Source organism: Sinorhizobium fredii USDA 257 (genome assembly GCF_000265205.3).
Taxonomy (GTDB): domain Bacteria; phylum Pseudomonadota; class Alphaproteobacteria; order Rhizobiales; family Rhizobiaceae; genus Sinorhizobium; species Sinorhizobium fredii_B.
In genome coordinates this window covers 1,012,585-1,025,749 of sequence record NC_018000.1, presented here as the reverse complement: position 1 = coordinate 1,025,749, position 13,165 = coordinate 1,012,585, and the positions used below count along the sequence as shown (strand labels likewise).

General features: G+C 63.5%; 11 protein-coding genes. 1 reads left to right on the top strand and 10 read right to left on the bottom strand.

Annotation, left to right across the window (positions count from 1 at the left end; all coding sequences use genetic code 11):
* Window positions 1–92: 92 nt before the first annotated feature.
* From xdhC to uraH, 4 genes are read right to left on the bottom strand one after another with little or no spacing between them, the layout of a single operon-like run.
* Window positions 93–971, bottom strand: a complete 879-nt coding sequence (xdhC, locus tag USDA257_RS04770; protein ID WP_041414951.1) for a xanthine dehydrogenase accessory protein XdhC — start codon at window positions 969–971, stop codon at window positions 93–95.
* A 5-nt stretch (window positions 972–976) separates the two neighbouring features.
* Window positions 977–3,325 (bottom strand): xanthine dehydrogenase molybdopterin binding subunit, encoded by a 2,349-nt coding sequence (gene xdhB / locus USDA257_RS04765; RefSeq protein WP_014761757.1) that lies wholly within the window; start codon window positions 3,323–3,325, stop codon window positions 977–979.
* A gap of 12 nt (window positions 3,326–3,337) precedes the next feature.
* Window positions 3,338–4,819, bottom strand: coding sequence for a xanthine dehydrogenase small subunit (gene xdhA, locus USDA257_RS04760; protein WP_014761756.1), 1,482 nt, complete (start codon window positions 4,817–4,819; stop codon window positions 3,338–3,340).
* Window positions 4,820–4,825: 6 nt separating this feature from the next.
* Window positions 4,826–5,188 (bottom strand): hydroxyisourate hydrolase, encoded by a 363-nt coding sequence (uraH, locus tag USDA257_RS04755; protein WP_014761755.1) that lies wholly within the window; start codon window positions 5,186–5,188, stop codon window positions 4,826–4,828.
* Between the two features lie 167 nt (window positions 5,189–5,355).
* Between uraH and puuE the strand changes: the two genes are divergently transcribed.
* Complete coding sequence (gene puuE, locus USDA257_RS04750; RefSeq protein ID WP_014761754.1) at window positions 5,356–6,771, top strand: allantoinase PuuE; 1,416 nt, start codon at window positions 5,356–5,358, stop codon at window positions 6,769–6,771.
* A 98-nt stretch (window positions 6,772–6,869) separates the two neighbouring features.
* Here puuE and USDA257_RS04745 read toward each other — a convergent pair whose 3' ends face one another.
* The 6 genes from USDA257_RS04745 to USDA257_RS04720 form a co-directional block, all read right to left on the bottom strand.
* On the bottom strand, window positions 6,870–8,162 hold the full coding sequence (locus USDA257_RS04745) for an NCS2 family permease (RefSeq protein ID WP_014761753.1): 1,293 nt from the start codon (window positions 8,160–8,162) through the stop codon (window positions 6,870–6,872).
* A gap of 426 nt (window positions 8,163–8,588) precedes the next feature.
* Window positions 8,589–9,305 carry an ABC transporter ATP-binding protein gene (locus tag USDA257_RS04740; protein ID WP_014761751.1) on the bottom strand — a complete coding sequence of 239 codons (717 nt, stop codon included), beginning with the start codon at window positions 9,303–9,305 and terminating at the stop codon, window positions 8,589–8,591.
* Window positions 9,286–10,050 (bottom strand): ABC transporter ATP-binding protein, encoded by a 765-nt coding sequence (locus USDA257_RS04735; protein WP_014761750.1) that lies wholly within the window; start codon window positions 10,048–10,050, stop codon window positions 9,286–9,288. Before USDA257_RS04735 ends, USDA257_RS04740 begins: the two co-directional genes overlap by 20 nt.
* A complete protein-coding gene (locus tag USDA257_RS04730; RefSeq protein WP_041414949.1) occupies window positions 10,047–11,048 on the bottom strand; it encodes a branched-chain amino acid ABC transporter permease in 1,002 nt (333 codons plus the stop codon). The genes USDA257_RS04735 and USDA257_RS04730 overlap by 4 nt, the downstream gene beginning before the upstream one ends.
* Window positions 11,049–11,050: 2 nt before the next feature.
* A complete protein-coding gene (locus USDA257_RS04725; RefSeq protein WP_014761748.1) occupies window positions 11,051–11,917 on the bottom strand; it encodes a branched-chain amino acid ABC transporter permease in 867 nt (288 codons plus the stop codon).
* A gap of 58 nt (window positions 11,918–11,975) precedes the next feature.
* Window positions 11,976–13,148, bottom strand: a complete 1,173-nt coding sequence (locus USDA257_RS04720) for an ABC transporter substrate-binding protein (RefSeq protein WP_014761747.1) — start codon at window positions 13,146–13,148, stop codon at window positions 11,976–11,978.
* Window positions 13,149–13,165: the final 17 nt, after the last annotated feature.

Sequence of the window (13,165 nt, the reverse complement as noted above, 5' to 3'; positions counted from 1 at the left end):
ATGGGCCCTTTGCCTCCATCCATGATTGGCAACTGCTGAGTCGGTGGCGACCGTCCGCCGAAAAAGGTGTTTTGGCCACAAGGATCGGATATTCACCACCGGGGTAGTGGCGAATCGGCTTTTGGCTTCACCGATTTCCGCTCGTTGGCCGCCGCGCCCCTTGGCTGCTGCGTGAGCGCCGCCGTAAGAATCTCGGCGGCGGCCAGGGCCGCGATGACCGCAGGCCGCTTGTCTTTCACCGCAGTGCCGCCGATGGGGCAGACGAGCCTTCCAAAAAGCTCCGGCCGTTCGATGTCGCGCGACAGCCAATTCTTGAAGGTGGCGCGCTTCGTCTTTGAACCGATCATGCCGACATAGCAGGAATCCCCGCGGCCAAGCGCTTCCGCGGCGATCAGGAAATCCAAAGCATGATCGTGCGTGAGAATGACGAAGGCGCTTCCCGGCGGGGCGTCGCGCACGACCGCCTCGGGCATCGCCGTGAGGCAGGTTTCGATACCGGGCACGTCGACAGCCGAAAGCTCCGGCTCGCGGGTGTCGACAAGCACGGTCCTGACCGGCGCGAGCGACAGCGCCATGGCGAGCGCACCGCCGACATGGCCGGCCCCGAAGACATAGACATGCGGACGGTGCGCGATTTCGGTGTCGCGGCGCGCGATCAATGCGGCTCGGGTTTCTGGATCAACAGCCTTGAACGCAAGCGCGACCCGCCCGCCGCAGCACTGGCCGATCTCCGGTCCGAGCGGGATCGTCAGCCGGTCATCGGTGGCTGCTCCTTTGAGCAGTTGCCGGGCATGATCGATCGCCATGTATTCCAGCTGACCGCCGCCGATCGTGGCGAAGGTGCGATCCTTGGAGACGAGCATCCAGGCATCCGTGTCGCGCGGCGTCGAGCCGGCCGCTCCCGACACCTCGACGAGGATGCAGGCCGCATCGCCGCTCAGGAAATGCCGAATGTCCTCTCTGCTCGTCATGCCGGTCATCCATCCGCTTTGTCATACGACGCCACGCTGCGCAGCCGCTCGATCGCCATCAGCACCCGTTCCGGTGTTGCCGGGGCATCAATGCGCGGCGGAATACGATACTCCGCAACGCTTGCCGCCGCCATGGATATCGCCTCAAGGACGGAAATGCCCAGCATGAAGGGCGGTTCCCCGACCGCCTTCGAACGGCGGATCGTCTCCTCGCGATTGACCGACCACTCCGCCAGGCGGACCTTGAAGACGCGCGGACGGTCGGAGGCGAGCGGGATCTTGTAGGTGGAAGGCGCATGGGTGCGCAGGCGCCCCTTCGCGTCCCACCACAATTCCTCCGTCGTCAGCCACCCCATGCCCTGCACGAAGGCGCCCTCCACCTGGCCGAGGTCGAGGGCAGGATTGAGCGACTTGCCGACGTCATGGAGGATGTCGGTGCGCTCGACCTGGTATTCGCCGGTCAGGGTATCGACGCTGACCTCGGAGCATGAGGCGCCGTAGGCATAGTAGTAGAACGGACGCCCCCTTCCCTCGGAACGGTCCCAATGGATCTTCGGTGTCTTGTAGAAGCCGGCGGCCGAAAGCTGGACGCGCGCTCCATAGGCAGATTTGATGAAGTCGGCAAAGGCAATGCGCTCGCTGCCGATCCGCACCATGTTCGGTTCGAAGGCAACGTCCGCTTCGTCGACGCCGTAGCGTTCGACCGCGAAGCGCACCAGCCGCGCCTTGATCTGCTGCGCCGCATTGGCGGCCGCCATGCCGTTCAGGTCGGAGCCCGAGGACGCGGCCGTCGCCGACGTGTTCGGCACCTTGCCGGTCGAAGTGGCCGTCACCTTGATCCGGTCGAGATCGACCTGGAACTCGTCCGCGACGACCTGGGCAACCTTGGTGTAGAGCCCCTGTCCCATCTCGGTGCCGCCGTGGTTCAGGTGGATCGAGCCATCCGTGTAGACATGGACGAGAGCGCCGGCCTGGTTGTATTCGGTCTTGGTGAAGGAGATGCCGAACTTGACCGGCGTCAGCGCGATGCCGCGCTTGATGAAATGGTTCTTCCGGTTGAAGGCAAGCACCGCCTGCCGCCGGACGGAGTAGTCCGCCGACGCTTCGAGTTCCTCGATGATCCGGCCGATGATGTTGTCTTCCACGGTCTGGTGGTAGGGGGTGAGATTGCGCCCCTCGCCGCCGTAGAAATTGAGCTTGCGGATCTCCAGCGGATCCTTGCCGAGCGTATAGGCGATGTCCTCGATCATCCGCTCGCCGCCGACCATGCCCTGCGGCCCGCCGAAGCCGCGGAAGGCGGTATTCGAGACGGTATTCGTCTTGAGCGGACGCGAGCGCAGCCGCACGTTCGGGTAGAAATAACAATTGTCAGCGTGGAAGAGCGCACGGTCGGTCACCGGACCGGAGAGATCGGCAGAAAAACCGCAGCGGGCAGCGAAGACGGCGTCCACCGCCTCAATGCGGCCGTTGTCGTCAAAGCCGATTTTGTAGTCGACATGAAAGTCGTGGCGCTTGCCGGTCGCCGTCATGTCGTCGTCGCGGTCGGGACGCACCTTGACAGCGCGGCGGTATCTCCTCGCGGCGAGTGCCGCAACCGCCGCGAAAAGATTCGCCTGCGTCTCCTTGCCGCCGAAGGCCCCGCCCATGCGGCGGACGTTCACGGTGATCGCGCTCGACGGTACGGCGAGCACCTGGGCGACCATGTGCTGCGTCTCGCTCGGATGCTGGGTGGAGGAAATCACGGTCACCTCGTCGTCCTCGCCGGGGATGGCGAAGGAGATATGGCCCTCGAGATAGAAATGATCCTGGCCGCCGATCCGCATTTCGCCCTGGACGAGGTTGCTCGCCCTGGCGAAACCGGCATCGATATCGCCGCGCTCGAGCTTCAGGGGATCGACCACCATCGGATAATTGGCGGCCGCCGCCTCGACGACATCGGTCACATGCGGCAGATCGCGGTATTCGATCTTGACCTTCACGGCAGCGCGCCGGGCGGCGTCGCGCGACGTGGCGATCACCGCAAAGATCGGCTGGCCATGGAACTCGACCTTGCCGGTCGCAAAGACAGGATCGTCGTGCTTGTGGGCCGGGCTGATGTCGTTCACGCCCGGAATGTCATCGGCCGCCAGAATACCGACGACCCCCGGGCTTGCGCTCACCGCCTCGAAATCGATTGACAGGATCTCCGCATGGGCGCGCTGCGAAAGCCCCAGATAGCCGTGCAACGTGCCGGCCGGCTCCGGAATGTCGTCGATATATTCGGCCGTGCCGGACACATGCTTGTGGCCGGACTCATGCCGTTCCTTCTCGTGGACGCCGCCGCGGATGCGGTCGATGGGCTGCATCACATTCATCGGTCCACCCCTCTAGACAGCCACCGCGACTGTGCGGTCGACACGGACATTTCTTGTGTCCTGCGTTTCCAAGTGGAACCGCCGCAGGAGGTTCTTGGCGACAAGCATCCGGTAGTCCGCCGAGGCGCGCCAGTCGCTCAAAGGCGTGAAATCCTGCTCGAAGACGATGACGGCAGCGCTGACCGCCGTTTCGTTCCAGACCGCCCCCTTGAGCACGGCCTCGACATTCGATGCGCGCTTCGGCGTGCCGGCCATGCCGCCGAAGGCGATCGTCGTATCCGCGACCCGGCCTTCGCCGTCGAGCCTCACACGGAAAGCACCGCAGACGGAGGAAATATCCTCGTCGAGCCGCTTCGAAACCTTGTAGACGGCGAAACGGTCGGCCTTGCCCAAGAATGGAATCCGGACGGACTCGACGAATTCGCCGGGCTGGCGATCCTGCCTTCCATAGGCGATGAAGAAGGACTCGAGCGGCAGCGTCCGTCGTTCCCCGCCCTTGCGCAACGTCACAGACGCTCCAAGCGCAATCAGCGCCGGGGGCGTATCGCCGATCGGCGAGCCGTTGGCGATATTGCCGCCGATGGTCCCCATATTGCGCACCTGCGCGCCGCCGATCCGGTCCCAGAGCTCGCGCAGTTGCGGGAAATGCCGGATGATCACCGGATAGGCTTCGGTGTAGCTCACCCCGGCGGCGAGCGTGATGCCGCCATCATCGACGGAAATCCGGCGCAGCTCCTCCAGGTGGGAAAGGTGAACGACCGGCGCGATGTCGCGCATGAACTTCGTCACCCACAGCCCGACATCGGTGGAGCCTGCGACGATCGTTGCCTTTGGATTGGCGTCGAGGACTGCGGCGAAATCATCCAGCGAAGCCGGCAGCACCACGCGTTCGTCCTCGCTGCCGAGCTCGACGCGGTAGCCGTCCCTGAGGTCAGCGAGCTGGCGCACGATCTTCTCGCGTTCGGACACCAGCGGGTCCTTGCCGACCTCGCCGATCGACGAAATCGCCTCAGCGGCGCGGATGATTGCGGCATAACCGGTGCAACGACAGAGATTGCCCTGCAGGGCCTTTTCGATTTCCTGGATGCAAGGCCTGGGGTTTTCCATCCAGAGGCCGTAAAGCGACATGACGAAACCCGGCGTGCAGAAGCCGCATTGCGAGGCGTGCGTGTCGACGATGGCCTGCTGCACGGGATGGAGCGGCCCGCCGGATTGGGCGAGCGCCTCGACCGTGACGACATGACAGCCATCGAGGGAGGCGACGAATCGGATGCAGGCGTTGACGGATTCGTATTTCAGCCCGCCGTCGTAAAGGCGGCCGACAAGCACCGTACAGGCACCGCAGTCCCCTTCCGCACAGCCTTCCTTGGTGCCGCGCAGATTGCGGCCGATGCGCAGAAAATCGAGCAGCGTCTGGACGGGCGAGACATCGGCAAGCTCGACCAGCCGGTCGTTCAAGAGGAAGCGGATGGTGTTGCGGATTTCGATCGTCATGGCCGGTCAGCTCCCGCGATAGGTGGAATAGCTGTAGGGCGAGAGCAGCAGCGGCACGTGGTAATGCGCGTCGTTATCGGCGATACCAAAGCGGATCGGGATAACGTCGAGGAACGGGTTGGCGTCCTCGGCTCTCAGATATTCGCCGGCGTGGAAGCGTAGCTCATAGACACCGCACTTCATCGACTCCCCGCTGAGCAGCGGCTCGTCGCAACGGCCGTCGTCATTCGTGCGGGCAGAAGCGAGACGCTCCCGCCACTCGCCATCGAGGCGGTAAAGCTCGATGCGCAGGTTCGCGGCTGGCTTGCCGCTTGCCGTATCCAGCACATGGGTCGTCAGACGCCCGGCGTTTGCGCCATGAGTTTGCATGCGTGTCGCTCCTCCCACTCAATCTCGATGAATGAAGTATCCGAAGGCGCAGCACCTTTGTGTAGCGGGCCCGAGCTTCGAGACTTTCAAATTTTTCGGGGGGAATAAGCCTATAGATTTCTGGCTACGACTGGTCATCCAGAGACGCTATCAGGAGGAATAGTTGCATGAGATATCCCCGAGATCTCCAGGGCTACGGCCCGAACCCGCAAGCCACTTGGCCGGATGAGGCGCGGATCGCCGTTCAGTTCGTCGTCAATTATGAAGAGGGCGGCGAGAACTGCGTGTTGCACGGCGACGCGGCGTCGGAGGCGTTCCTGTCGGAAATCGTCGGCTCTCAGGCCTGGCCCGGCAAGCGCCACTGGAACATGGAGTCGATCTATGAATATGGCGCGCGCGCTGGCTTCTGGCGACTGCACCGGCTGTTTACCGACAGGCAAGTGCCGGTCACCGTCTACGGCGTCGCGACAGCGCTGAAGCGGTCGCCGGCGCAGGTCGTCGCCATGCAAGATGCGGGGTGGGAAATCGCCTCCCACGGCCTCAAGTGGATCGAGCACAAGGATTTCAGCGTCGAACGGGAACGCGCCGAGATCGCCGAGGCGATCCGGCTGCACACGATCGTCACCGGCGAGCCGCCACGCGGCTGGTATACCGGTCGTTGTTCGGAAAACACGCTCGATCTCGTCACCAAGGCTGGTGGCTTCGACTACGTTTCCGACTCCTACGCCGACGACCTGCCCTACTGGCACGAGCACGAGAACCGGCATCAGCTCGTCATCCCCTATACGCTCGACGCCAACGACATGCGGTTTGCGACGGCGCAGGGCTTCAACAGCGGCGACCAATTCTTCAGCTATCTGAAGGACAGCTTCGATGTTCTCTATGCAGAAGGGAAAGCGGGATCGCCGAAGATGATGAGCATCGGCCTTCACTGCCGCCTCGCCGGCCGGCCCGGTCGGGCGGCGGCGCTTGCGCGCTTCATCGACTATGTGAAGAGCCACGACAGGGTTTGGCTGGCCCGCCGCATCGACATCGCCCGCTATTGGGCCGAGACCTATCCGTTCCAATCGAACGACGGTCGACCATCGCGGCTATCCGAAGAGGTCTTCGTCGCCCGCTTCGGCGGGATCTTCGAACATTCGGACTGGATCGCAAAGCGCGCTTTCGCGGGCGAACTGTCGCCGGCCAATGACACGGCGACCGGCCTGCACGCGGCCTTGACCACCGTCTTTCGCGAGGCGGGCGACGCGGAACGGCTCGCTGTCCTCAACGCTCACCCCGATCTTGCCGGCAAGCTCGCGCAGGCCAAACGCCTGACCGAGAGCTCGACCACCGAGCAGGCCTCGGCCGGTCTCGACGCCCTGACGGACCGGGAGCGTGAGCGCTTCACGGAGCTCAACGCTGCCTATGTCGAGAAGTTCGGCTTCCCCTTCATCATTGCGGTCAGGGGCCGCAGCAAGGACGACATCCTCGCCGCCTTCGAAAGCCGCATCGGCAACGACCGCGAGACCGAGTTGGAGACGGCTTGCCGGCAGGTGGAGCGGATCGCCCTGCTGCGCTTGCGCGATATGCTGCCGGACTAATCGAGACTGTCAGTCGTTCAATGAAAATCGGCCGTACCCGGGTCCGGCCGATTTCTTTTGTCTATGTGAGGGGCGCTGGCGCCCCTCACATAGATTTCTCAGCCGCCGAAGAAAGCGAAGCGCACGATAAACAAGGCGGCGACGATCTGCGTGGCGGGATGGACGACATTCCACTTGCCAGTGCAGACCTTGAGGACCACGTAGCTCACGAAGCCGAAGGCGAGGCCGTTGGCGATCGAGTAGGTGAAAGGCATGGCGATCGCCGTCAGGGCCGCCGGTGCCGCCTCGGTCAGGTCATCCCACTCGATTTCCGTAAGCTCGCGCATCATCAGCCCCGCTACGTAGAGCAGCGCAGGCGCCGTCGCATAGGACGGAACGGCGGCGGCAAGCGGCGAGATGAAGAGTGCGGCAAGGAACAGCACCGAAATCGTCAGCGCGGTGAGACCGGTGCGGCCGCCCGCCTGCACGCCGGAGGCGCTCTCGACATAGGCCGTGGTGCTGCTGGTGCCGATCAGCGAGCCGGCGATGATGGCCGAACTATCGGCGAGCAGCGCCCGGCCGAGGCGGTTCGGCTTGCCTTCTTCGACAAGTTTCGCCCGCTTGGCGACGCCGATCAGCGTGCCGGTGGCATCGAAGACCTCGACGAGCACGAAGACCAGGATGACATGAACGAGACCGCCATGCAGCGCGCCCATGATGTCGAGCTGCAGGAAAGTCGGAGCGATGCTCGGCGGCGCCGCGACCACGCCCTTGAACTCGGAGACGCCCAGGAACATCGACAGGACCGTGACCACGAGGATGCCGATCAGGATCGAACCCCGGACCTTCAGCGAGTCGAGCACGGCGATGACGAAAAAGCCGAGGATGGCGAGCAGCGGACCGGTCTGCTTCAGGTCGCCGAGGCCGACGAGCGTCGCCGGATTGTCGACGACGATGCCGGCGTTCTTCAGCGCGATGATGCCGAGGAACAGGCCGATACCGGTCGCGATGGCGCTGCGCAGCGAATGCGGGATGCCGGCAATCAGCCAGCTTCTGACCCCGGTAACGGTCAGCAGCAGAAAGATGAGGCCGGAAATGAACACGGCGCCGAGTGCCTGTTGCCAGGTGAAGCCGAGAGCGGCCACGACCGTGAAGGCAAAGAAGGCATTGAGGCCCATGCCGGGCGCCATGCCGATCGGCCAATTGGCGACGAGCGCCATGACGGCTGAACCGAGCGCCGCGGCGAGACAGGTCGCGACGAAGATAGCGTTGCGATCCATGCCGGTGGTCGACAGGATGTCCGGATTGACGAAGATGATGTACGACATCGTCAGGAATGTCGTGAGGCCGGCGACCAGCTCCGTGCGGATCGTCGTGTCATGCTCTTTCAGTTTGAAAAGCCGTTCAAACATTATTCCTCCCTGAGATCACGATGACCCTGGATGAACCAAGGCCGTGATCGATCCTCCTAGATTGGAGCGGGTCCAGACGGAAAACCGCTCACATTTTTCCTGATCCCGCTCTGGCAGCAGTCATCTCGACGCGGCCGAACGACTGAGACCGGAAAGCTGCTCCTCCAACTCCCGGCTGTTCCCATTTCGATCGCAACAAGCGTCTGCGATCCAGGCCATGCGGCCTCGCCGGACGGGGACCCCATGCAGCAGCTTAATTGTGCGACGTTGCACGCATCATCGCTAGCCGCCCATTTCGACGCCGAATGCGAAAGACTTTCAAATTTTCAAGGGCATTCCGCCGGATTTTCTTGGAAAAATCGGCCTCATCAGGAGGCAATGCGGCCAAGCGGTTCTGCTGCCACCTGCCGACTGTGGATCGCCAGACTAGTGCAGGCCTCCGACCCCCAGCAGGCGATCGACGGCCGTGTGATCCTTGGTAAGGTCTGCGGGTGCTCCGCTCCAGGCAAGCCGTCCCCGCTCCAGGATGATGACGTGGTCGGCGAAATCGAGCGCACTCTGGATGCGCTGTTCGACCAGCAGGATCGTCATGTCGCCGGTCTTCGCGAGCTCGGCGAAGGCCTTCATCAATTCCTCGCAGATCACCGGCGCCAGGCCTTCGAGCGGCTCGTCGAGGAGTAGAACGGAGGGACGTCCGAGAATGGACCGGGCGGTCGACAGCATCTGCTGCTCGCCGCCGGAAAGTTGGGAGCCAAGGTTCTTCCGCCGCTCGTAAAGTCGCGGAAACATCTCGTAGGCTTCCTTGAGCGCGCTTTTCGGGCGCCCTTTGAGGCCAACGAAGAGGTTTTCCTCGACCGTCAGGGTCGGAAAGACACAGCGCGCCTGCGGCACGAAGCCAAGGCCCTTCAAGGCCCGCGACGCGCTCGGCAACGCCGTGACATCCGTCTCGCCGATCAGGATGCTTCCCTCATAGCGGCGCGTTTGGCCGGCGAGGGTGGCAAGCAGCGTCGTCTTGCCCATGCCGTTGCGGCCGAGCACCGCAAGCCGCGCGCCGGCGGGCACCGAAAACGAGATCCCTTCCAGTACCCGCGTCGGCCCGTAACCTGCGGAGAGGTTCTCGACTTCAAGCGGCGTGGCTGGCATTGGCATAGCTCCCGAGATAGGCCGCGCGCACGCGCGGATCCTTGGTGACCTCCGACGGCGACCCGTCGAAGATGATCGTTCCGGCGGCGAGCACGATGACACGCTTGGCAAAGCGGAAGACGAGATCCATGTCGTGTTCGATCATCAGCACGGCGAGATCGGCCGGAAGGTCTGCCAGCGCCTGTTCGATGCGGCCAGTATCGCTTTGCGGCACGCCGGCAGCCGGTTCGTCGAGGAGCAGCACCTTGGGCTTCAGCGCCAGTGCCACGGCGATCTCCAGAAGTCGCTGCTGGCCATAGGCGATCTCGCTCACGCGCCGGTGCATCAGCTCGCGCAAACCCAGCTTACCGAGAAGCTCGCTCACTTCGGCCATGACCTCCGGCATCGACAGGAATTGGCCGAACATGCGCCCTGCCCTCCCATCACGCTGCAGCACCGCAAGTGCCACGTGTTCGGCCGGCGTCATGTCCTGGAAGAGGCGCGTCACCTGGAAAGAACGTACGAGTCCCTGCCGTACCCGTCCGACTGCATTGGATCGTGTGACGCTTTCGCCGCCGATCAGCACGTCGCCGGAATCCGGCGTCAGGTTGCCGGTGACGAGATTGACGAAGGTCGTCTTGCCGGCGCCGTTCGGGCCGATCAGCGCGACGCGATCGCCCGGAGCCATGACGAGGCTGACGTCGTTGGTCACGGCAAGGCCGCCAAAGGAGCGCTTGAGGTTCCTGACTTCGAAGAGAGGACTCATCGGGCAGCCCCCCGCCATCTGGACGCCAGACCGGCAGCCGTGCCGTAGAGACCCTTTGGCGCGAAGAGCACGACGGCGATCAAAAGGGCGCCGACCATTGTCAGCCAGTGGAACGGGTTGGCGGCGGAGACAATGTCCTCGAAGAACATGAAGACGATCGTGCCCGTGAGCGCGCCGAAAAGAGAGCCCGTGCCGCCAAGGACCAGCATGACAAGGCTCTCGGCCGAAAGCGTGAAGGAGAGGCTGTCGAGTCCGACCACCTGCGTCGAGATGGCATTGAGCGCGCCGCCCGTGCCGGCAACCGCGCCGGAAATCACATACATCTTCATCAGCGCCAGCTTCGGCGAGGCGCCCATGGCGCGAACCCGGACCGAGTCTTCCTTGATGCCGCGGCAGAGCATGCCGAAGGGCGAACGGACGACGAGCCGCAGGAGCGTGAAGACGGCCGCCAGAAGAACGATGCCGAAGACATATGCAGTGCGGCCCCAGAGGTCGAATTCGAAGTAGCCGAGCAGCGGATCAGGCGCGATACCGGCCAGGCCGTCGCTGCCGCCCGTCCAGACGGAGGCCTTGTTCGCAAACTCGTGAAACAGATGTATGAGCGCGATCGACAGGACGAGTTGCGGAAGACCATGGGCACGAAGAATGACAATGCCGCAGACAAGGCCGGCAAGCGCACCGCCGAGAATGCCGCAGGCGAGCATCAGCAGCGGATCGGTGAGGCCGAAGTGCACCGCGGCAATGCCGGCGGCATAGGCACCAGTGCCGAAGAGCGCCGCATGGCCGAGCGTCGCGACGCCGCAATAACCCGTCACGAGGTCGAGGGACAGAACCAGGAGCGCGATCGCCGTCATGCGGGTGAGGAGCGCCAGGTTGTTTGGAAACAACAGATAGCCGATCACGGCCAGCCCGAGGATCACGGCCAGACCGGCGAGGTCGCGGCCGAACTTTCGCCCTTTGCCGGGCGCGCCTGCCAGTGCATCGTTCATCGTTGCCATGGTCATTCTCTAATCCTTCCGGCAAGGCCGCGTGGGAAGACGCAGACGATGGCGATGACCGCGAGATAGAAGAAGAATTCGCCGAATTCCGGCACCAGATAGCGCCCGGCCGTGTCGATGCCGCCGAGCAACAGGCAGGCAATCAGCGCGCCCGGTATCGATCCGGCCCCACCGACGGACACGACGACCAGGAAGGTCACCATGTAACGCAGGGCGTAGTAGGGCTCGACCGGGAGCAGTTCGGCGCCGACCACGCCTCCCAATCCCGCCAGACCGACGGCAACGGCAAAGCTCACCGCGTAGACGATTTCGGTGCGAACTCCGAGGGCGGCCGCCATGGCCGCGTTGTCGACGGCCGCTCTCAGCTTCACGCCGAAGCCAGTTCTCTCGATCAGATACCAGAGAGCAGCAGCGACGGAGAGACCGCAGGCGATCGCGAAAATCCGGTGCGTGGCGATCGAGCGGAAGCCGAGATCGACCGATCCCTGAAGCCCCGGGGGCAGAGGAACCGTCTTCAGCGTCGGGCCAAAGACGTAATTGGCAATGCCGATGATGCAGAAGGTGATGCCGATCGTCATCAACACCTGGGTGAGTTCCGGCGCTCCGTAGATGCGCCGGTAAAGCAGGCGCTCGACCGGAACGGCGATGACGATCGTTCCGAATACGGCAAGCAGCACCGCAAAGCCGTAGCCGAGCCCCAGGTCGCGTGCTGCATAGGAGGCGATATATCCACCGATCATGGCGAAGGCGCCATGGGCGAGGTTGACCACCCGCATGAGACCCATGGTGACGGAAAGACCGATCGAGATCACGAACAGCACCATGCCGTAAGCGAGCGCGTCGACCGCTATGCTGAAGACGGTTTGCATGAGCTCATCCTATTTCCGGTGGCGCGGAGCCTCGGGCCCGCATTCATGCCGGTGGATCTTACTTCAGCGCCGCAAGGCCGGGATCGCCCTGCTTCTCGAAGGTTGCGATCTCCTTGTTGTAATAGGAGCCGTCCTCGGCCTTGGCGACTTCGCGCAGGTAGATGTTCTGGGTGATATGGCGAGATTCCGCATCGATCGATACGGGCCCGCGCGGGCTGGTCCAGGAAAGCCCCTTGACGGCATCGATCGCCTTCTGCGCGTCCTGCTCGCCGCCGGTCGCCTCGATCATCTTGTAGACGACATGCATGCCGTCATAGGCACCGACCGAGGGAAACGAAAGTTCGGCCGGATTGCCGATCGCCTTGCCGGCCGCCTCGACGAACGTCTTGTTCTCCGGCGAATCGTGCGAGACCGCGTAGTGGAAGGTCGTCTGGATCCCGAGCGCCGCTTCGCCGAGTGCCGGCAGGTCCGACTCCTGCGTCAGGTCGCCCGGCGCGAAGAACTTGATGCCAGACTCCTTCAGGCCGTTTTCGTTGAACGACTTCACGAAACCCAGCGTCGTCGGACCGGACGGCAGAAAGGCGAAGACCCCTTCGGCTCCCGAATCCTTGATTCGCTGCATGATCGGCGAGAAGTCGTTGGTGGCGAGCGGCATGCGGATCGCCTCGACGACCTGTCCACCCACGGCTTCGAAGCCTTTCTTGAAAGCGTTCTCTGCATCGACACCAGGTCCATAATCGCTGACCACCGAAATGACCTTCGAGACGCCGGCGTCCTTCGCCACCTTGGCGATCGGCGTCGAGGTCTGCCAGAGCGTGAAGGAGGTGCGCACGACCAGCGGGCTCTTGGTGACGATCGCTGAAGTCGCGGCGTTCATGATGACGAGCGGCACGTTCGCCTGCTCGAGCAGCGGCGTCACTGCCATGGCGTCCGGGGTGAAGTAGAAGCCGGCGAGATACTGCACGCCGTCCTTGACGACGAGCTCCTGCGCCAGCGCCTTGGATTGGGCGGGATCCGGCTGCGGCACGTCCCGGTAGATGACTTCAATATCATCGTCTCCGACTTTGCTGCCGTTCAGCGCCATATAGGCGTCGATGCCAGCCTTGAAGTTCTTACCCTGCAGCGCAAACGGACCGGAAAACGGCCCAATGACGCCGATCTTGATCGTGTCGGCCTGAGCCGCACCGCCAATTGTAAGTGCCGCCAGCACGGCAAGAATAGTCCGTTTCATTTTACCTCCCCACGACA

What these genes read in the sequence shown, in the direction of transcription:
- xdhC (WP_041414951.1), bottom strand. Translation starts at nt 971, where the DNA reads ATGACGAGCAGAGAGGACATTCGGCATTTCCTGAGCGGCGATGCGGCC.
- xdhB (WP_014761757.1), bottom strand. Translation starts at nt 3,325, where the DNA reads ATGAATGTGATGCAGCCCATCGACCGCATCCGCGGCGGCGTCCACGAG.
- xdhA (WP_014761756.1), bottom strand. Translation starts at nt 4,819, where the DNA reads ATGACGATCGAAATCCGCAACACCATCCGCTTCCTCTTGAACGACCGG.
- uraH (WP_014761755.1), bottom strand. Translation starts at nt 5,188, where the DNA reads ATGCAAACTCATGGCGCAAACGCCGGGCGTCTGACGACCCATGTGCTG.
- puuE (WP_014761754.1), top strand. Translation starts at nt 5,356, where the DNA reads ATGAGATATCCCCGAGATCTCCAGGGCTACGGCCCGAACCCGCAAGCC.
- USDA257_RS04745 (WP_014761753.1), bottom strand. Translation starts at nt 8,162, where the DNA reads ATGTTTGAACGGCTTTTCAAACTGAAAGAGCATGACACGACGATCCGC.
- USDA257_RS04740 (WP_014761751.1), bottom strand. Translation starts at nt 9,305, where the DNA reads ATGCCAGCCACGCCGCTTGAAGTCGAGAACCTCTCCGCAGGTTACGGG.
- USDA257_RS04735 (WP_014761750.1), bottom strand. Translation starts at nt 10,050, where the DNA reads ATGAGTCCTCTCTTCGAAGTCAGGAACCTCAAGCGCTCCTTTGGCGGC.
- USDA257_RS04730 (WP_041414949.1), bottom strand. Translation starts at nt 11,048, where the DNA reads ATGGCAACGATGAACGATGCACTGGCAGGCGCGCCCGGCAAAGGGCGA.
- USDA257_RS04725 (WP_014761748.1), bottom strand. Translation starts at nt 11,917, where the DNA reads ATGCAAACCGTCTTCAGCATAGCGGTCGACGCGCTCGCTTACGGCATG.
- USDA257_RS04720 (WP_014761747.1), bottom strand. Translation starts at nt 13,148, where the DNA reads ATGAAACGGACTATTCTTGCCGTGCTGGCGGCACTTACAATTGGCGGT.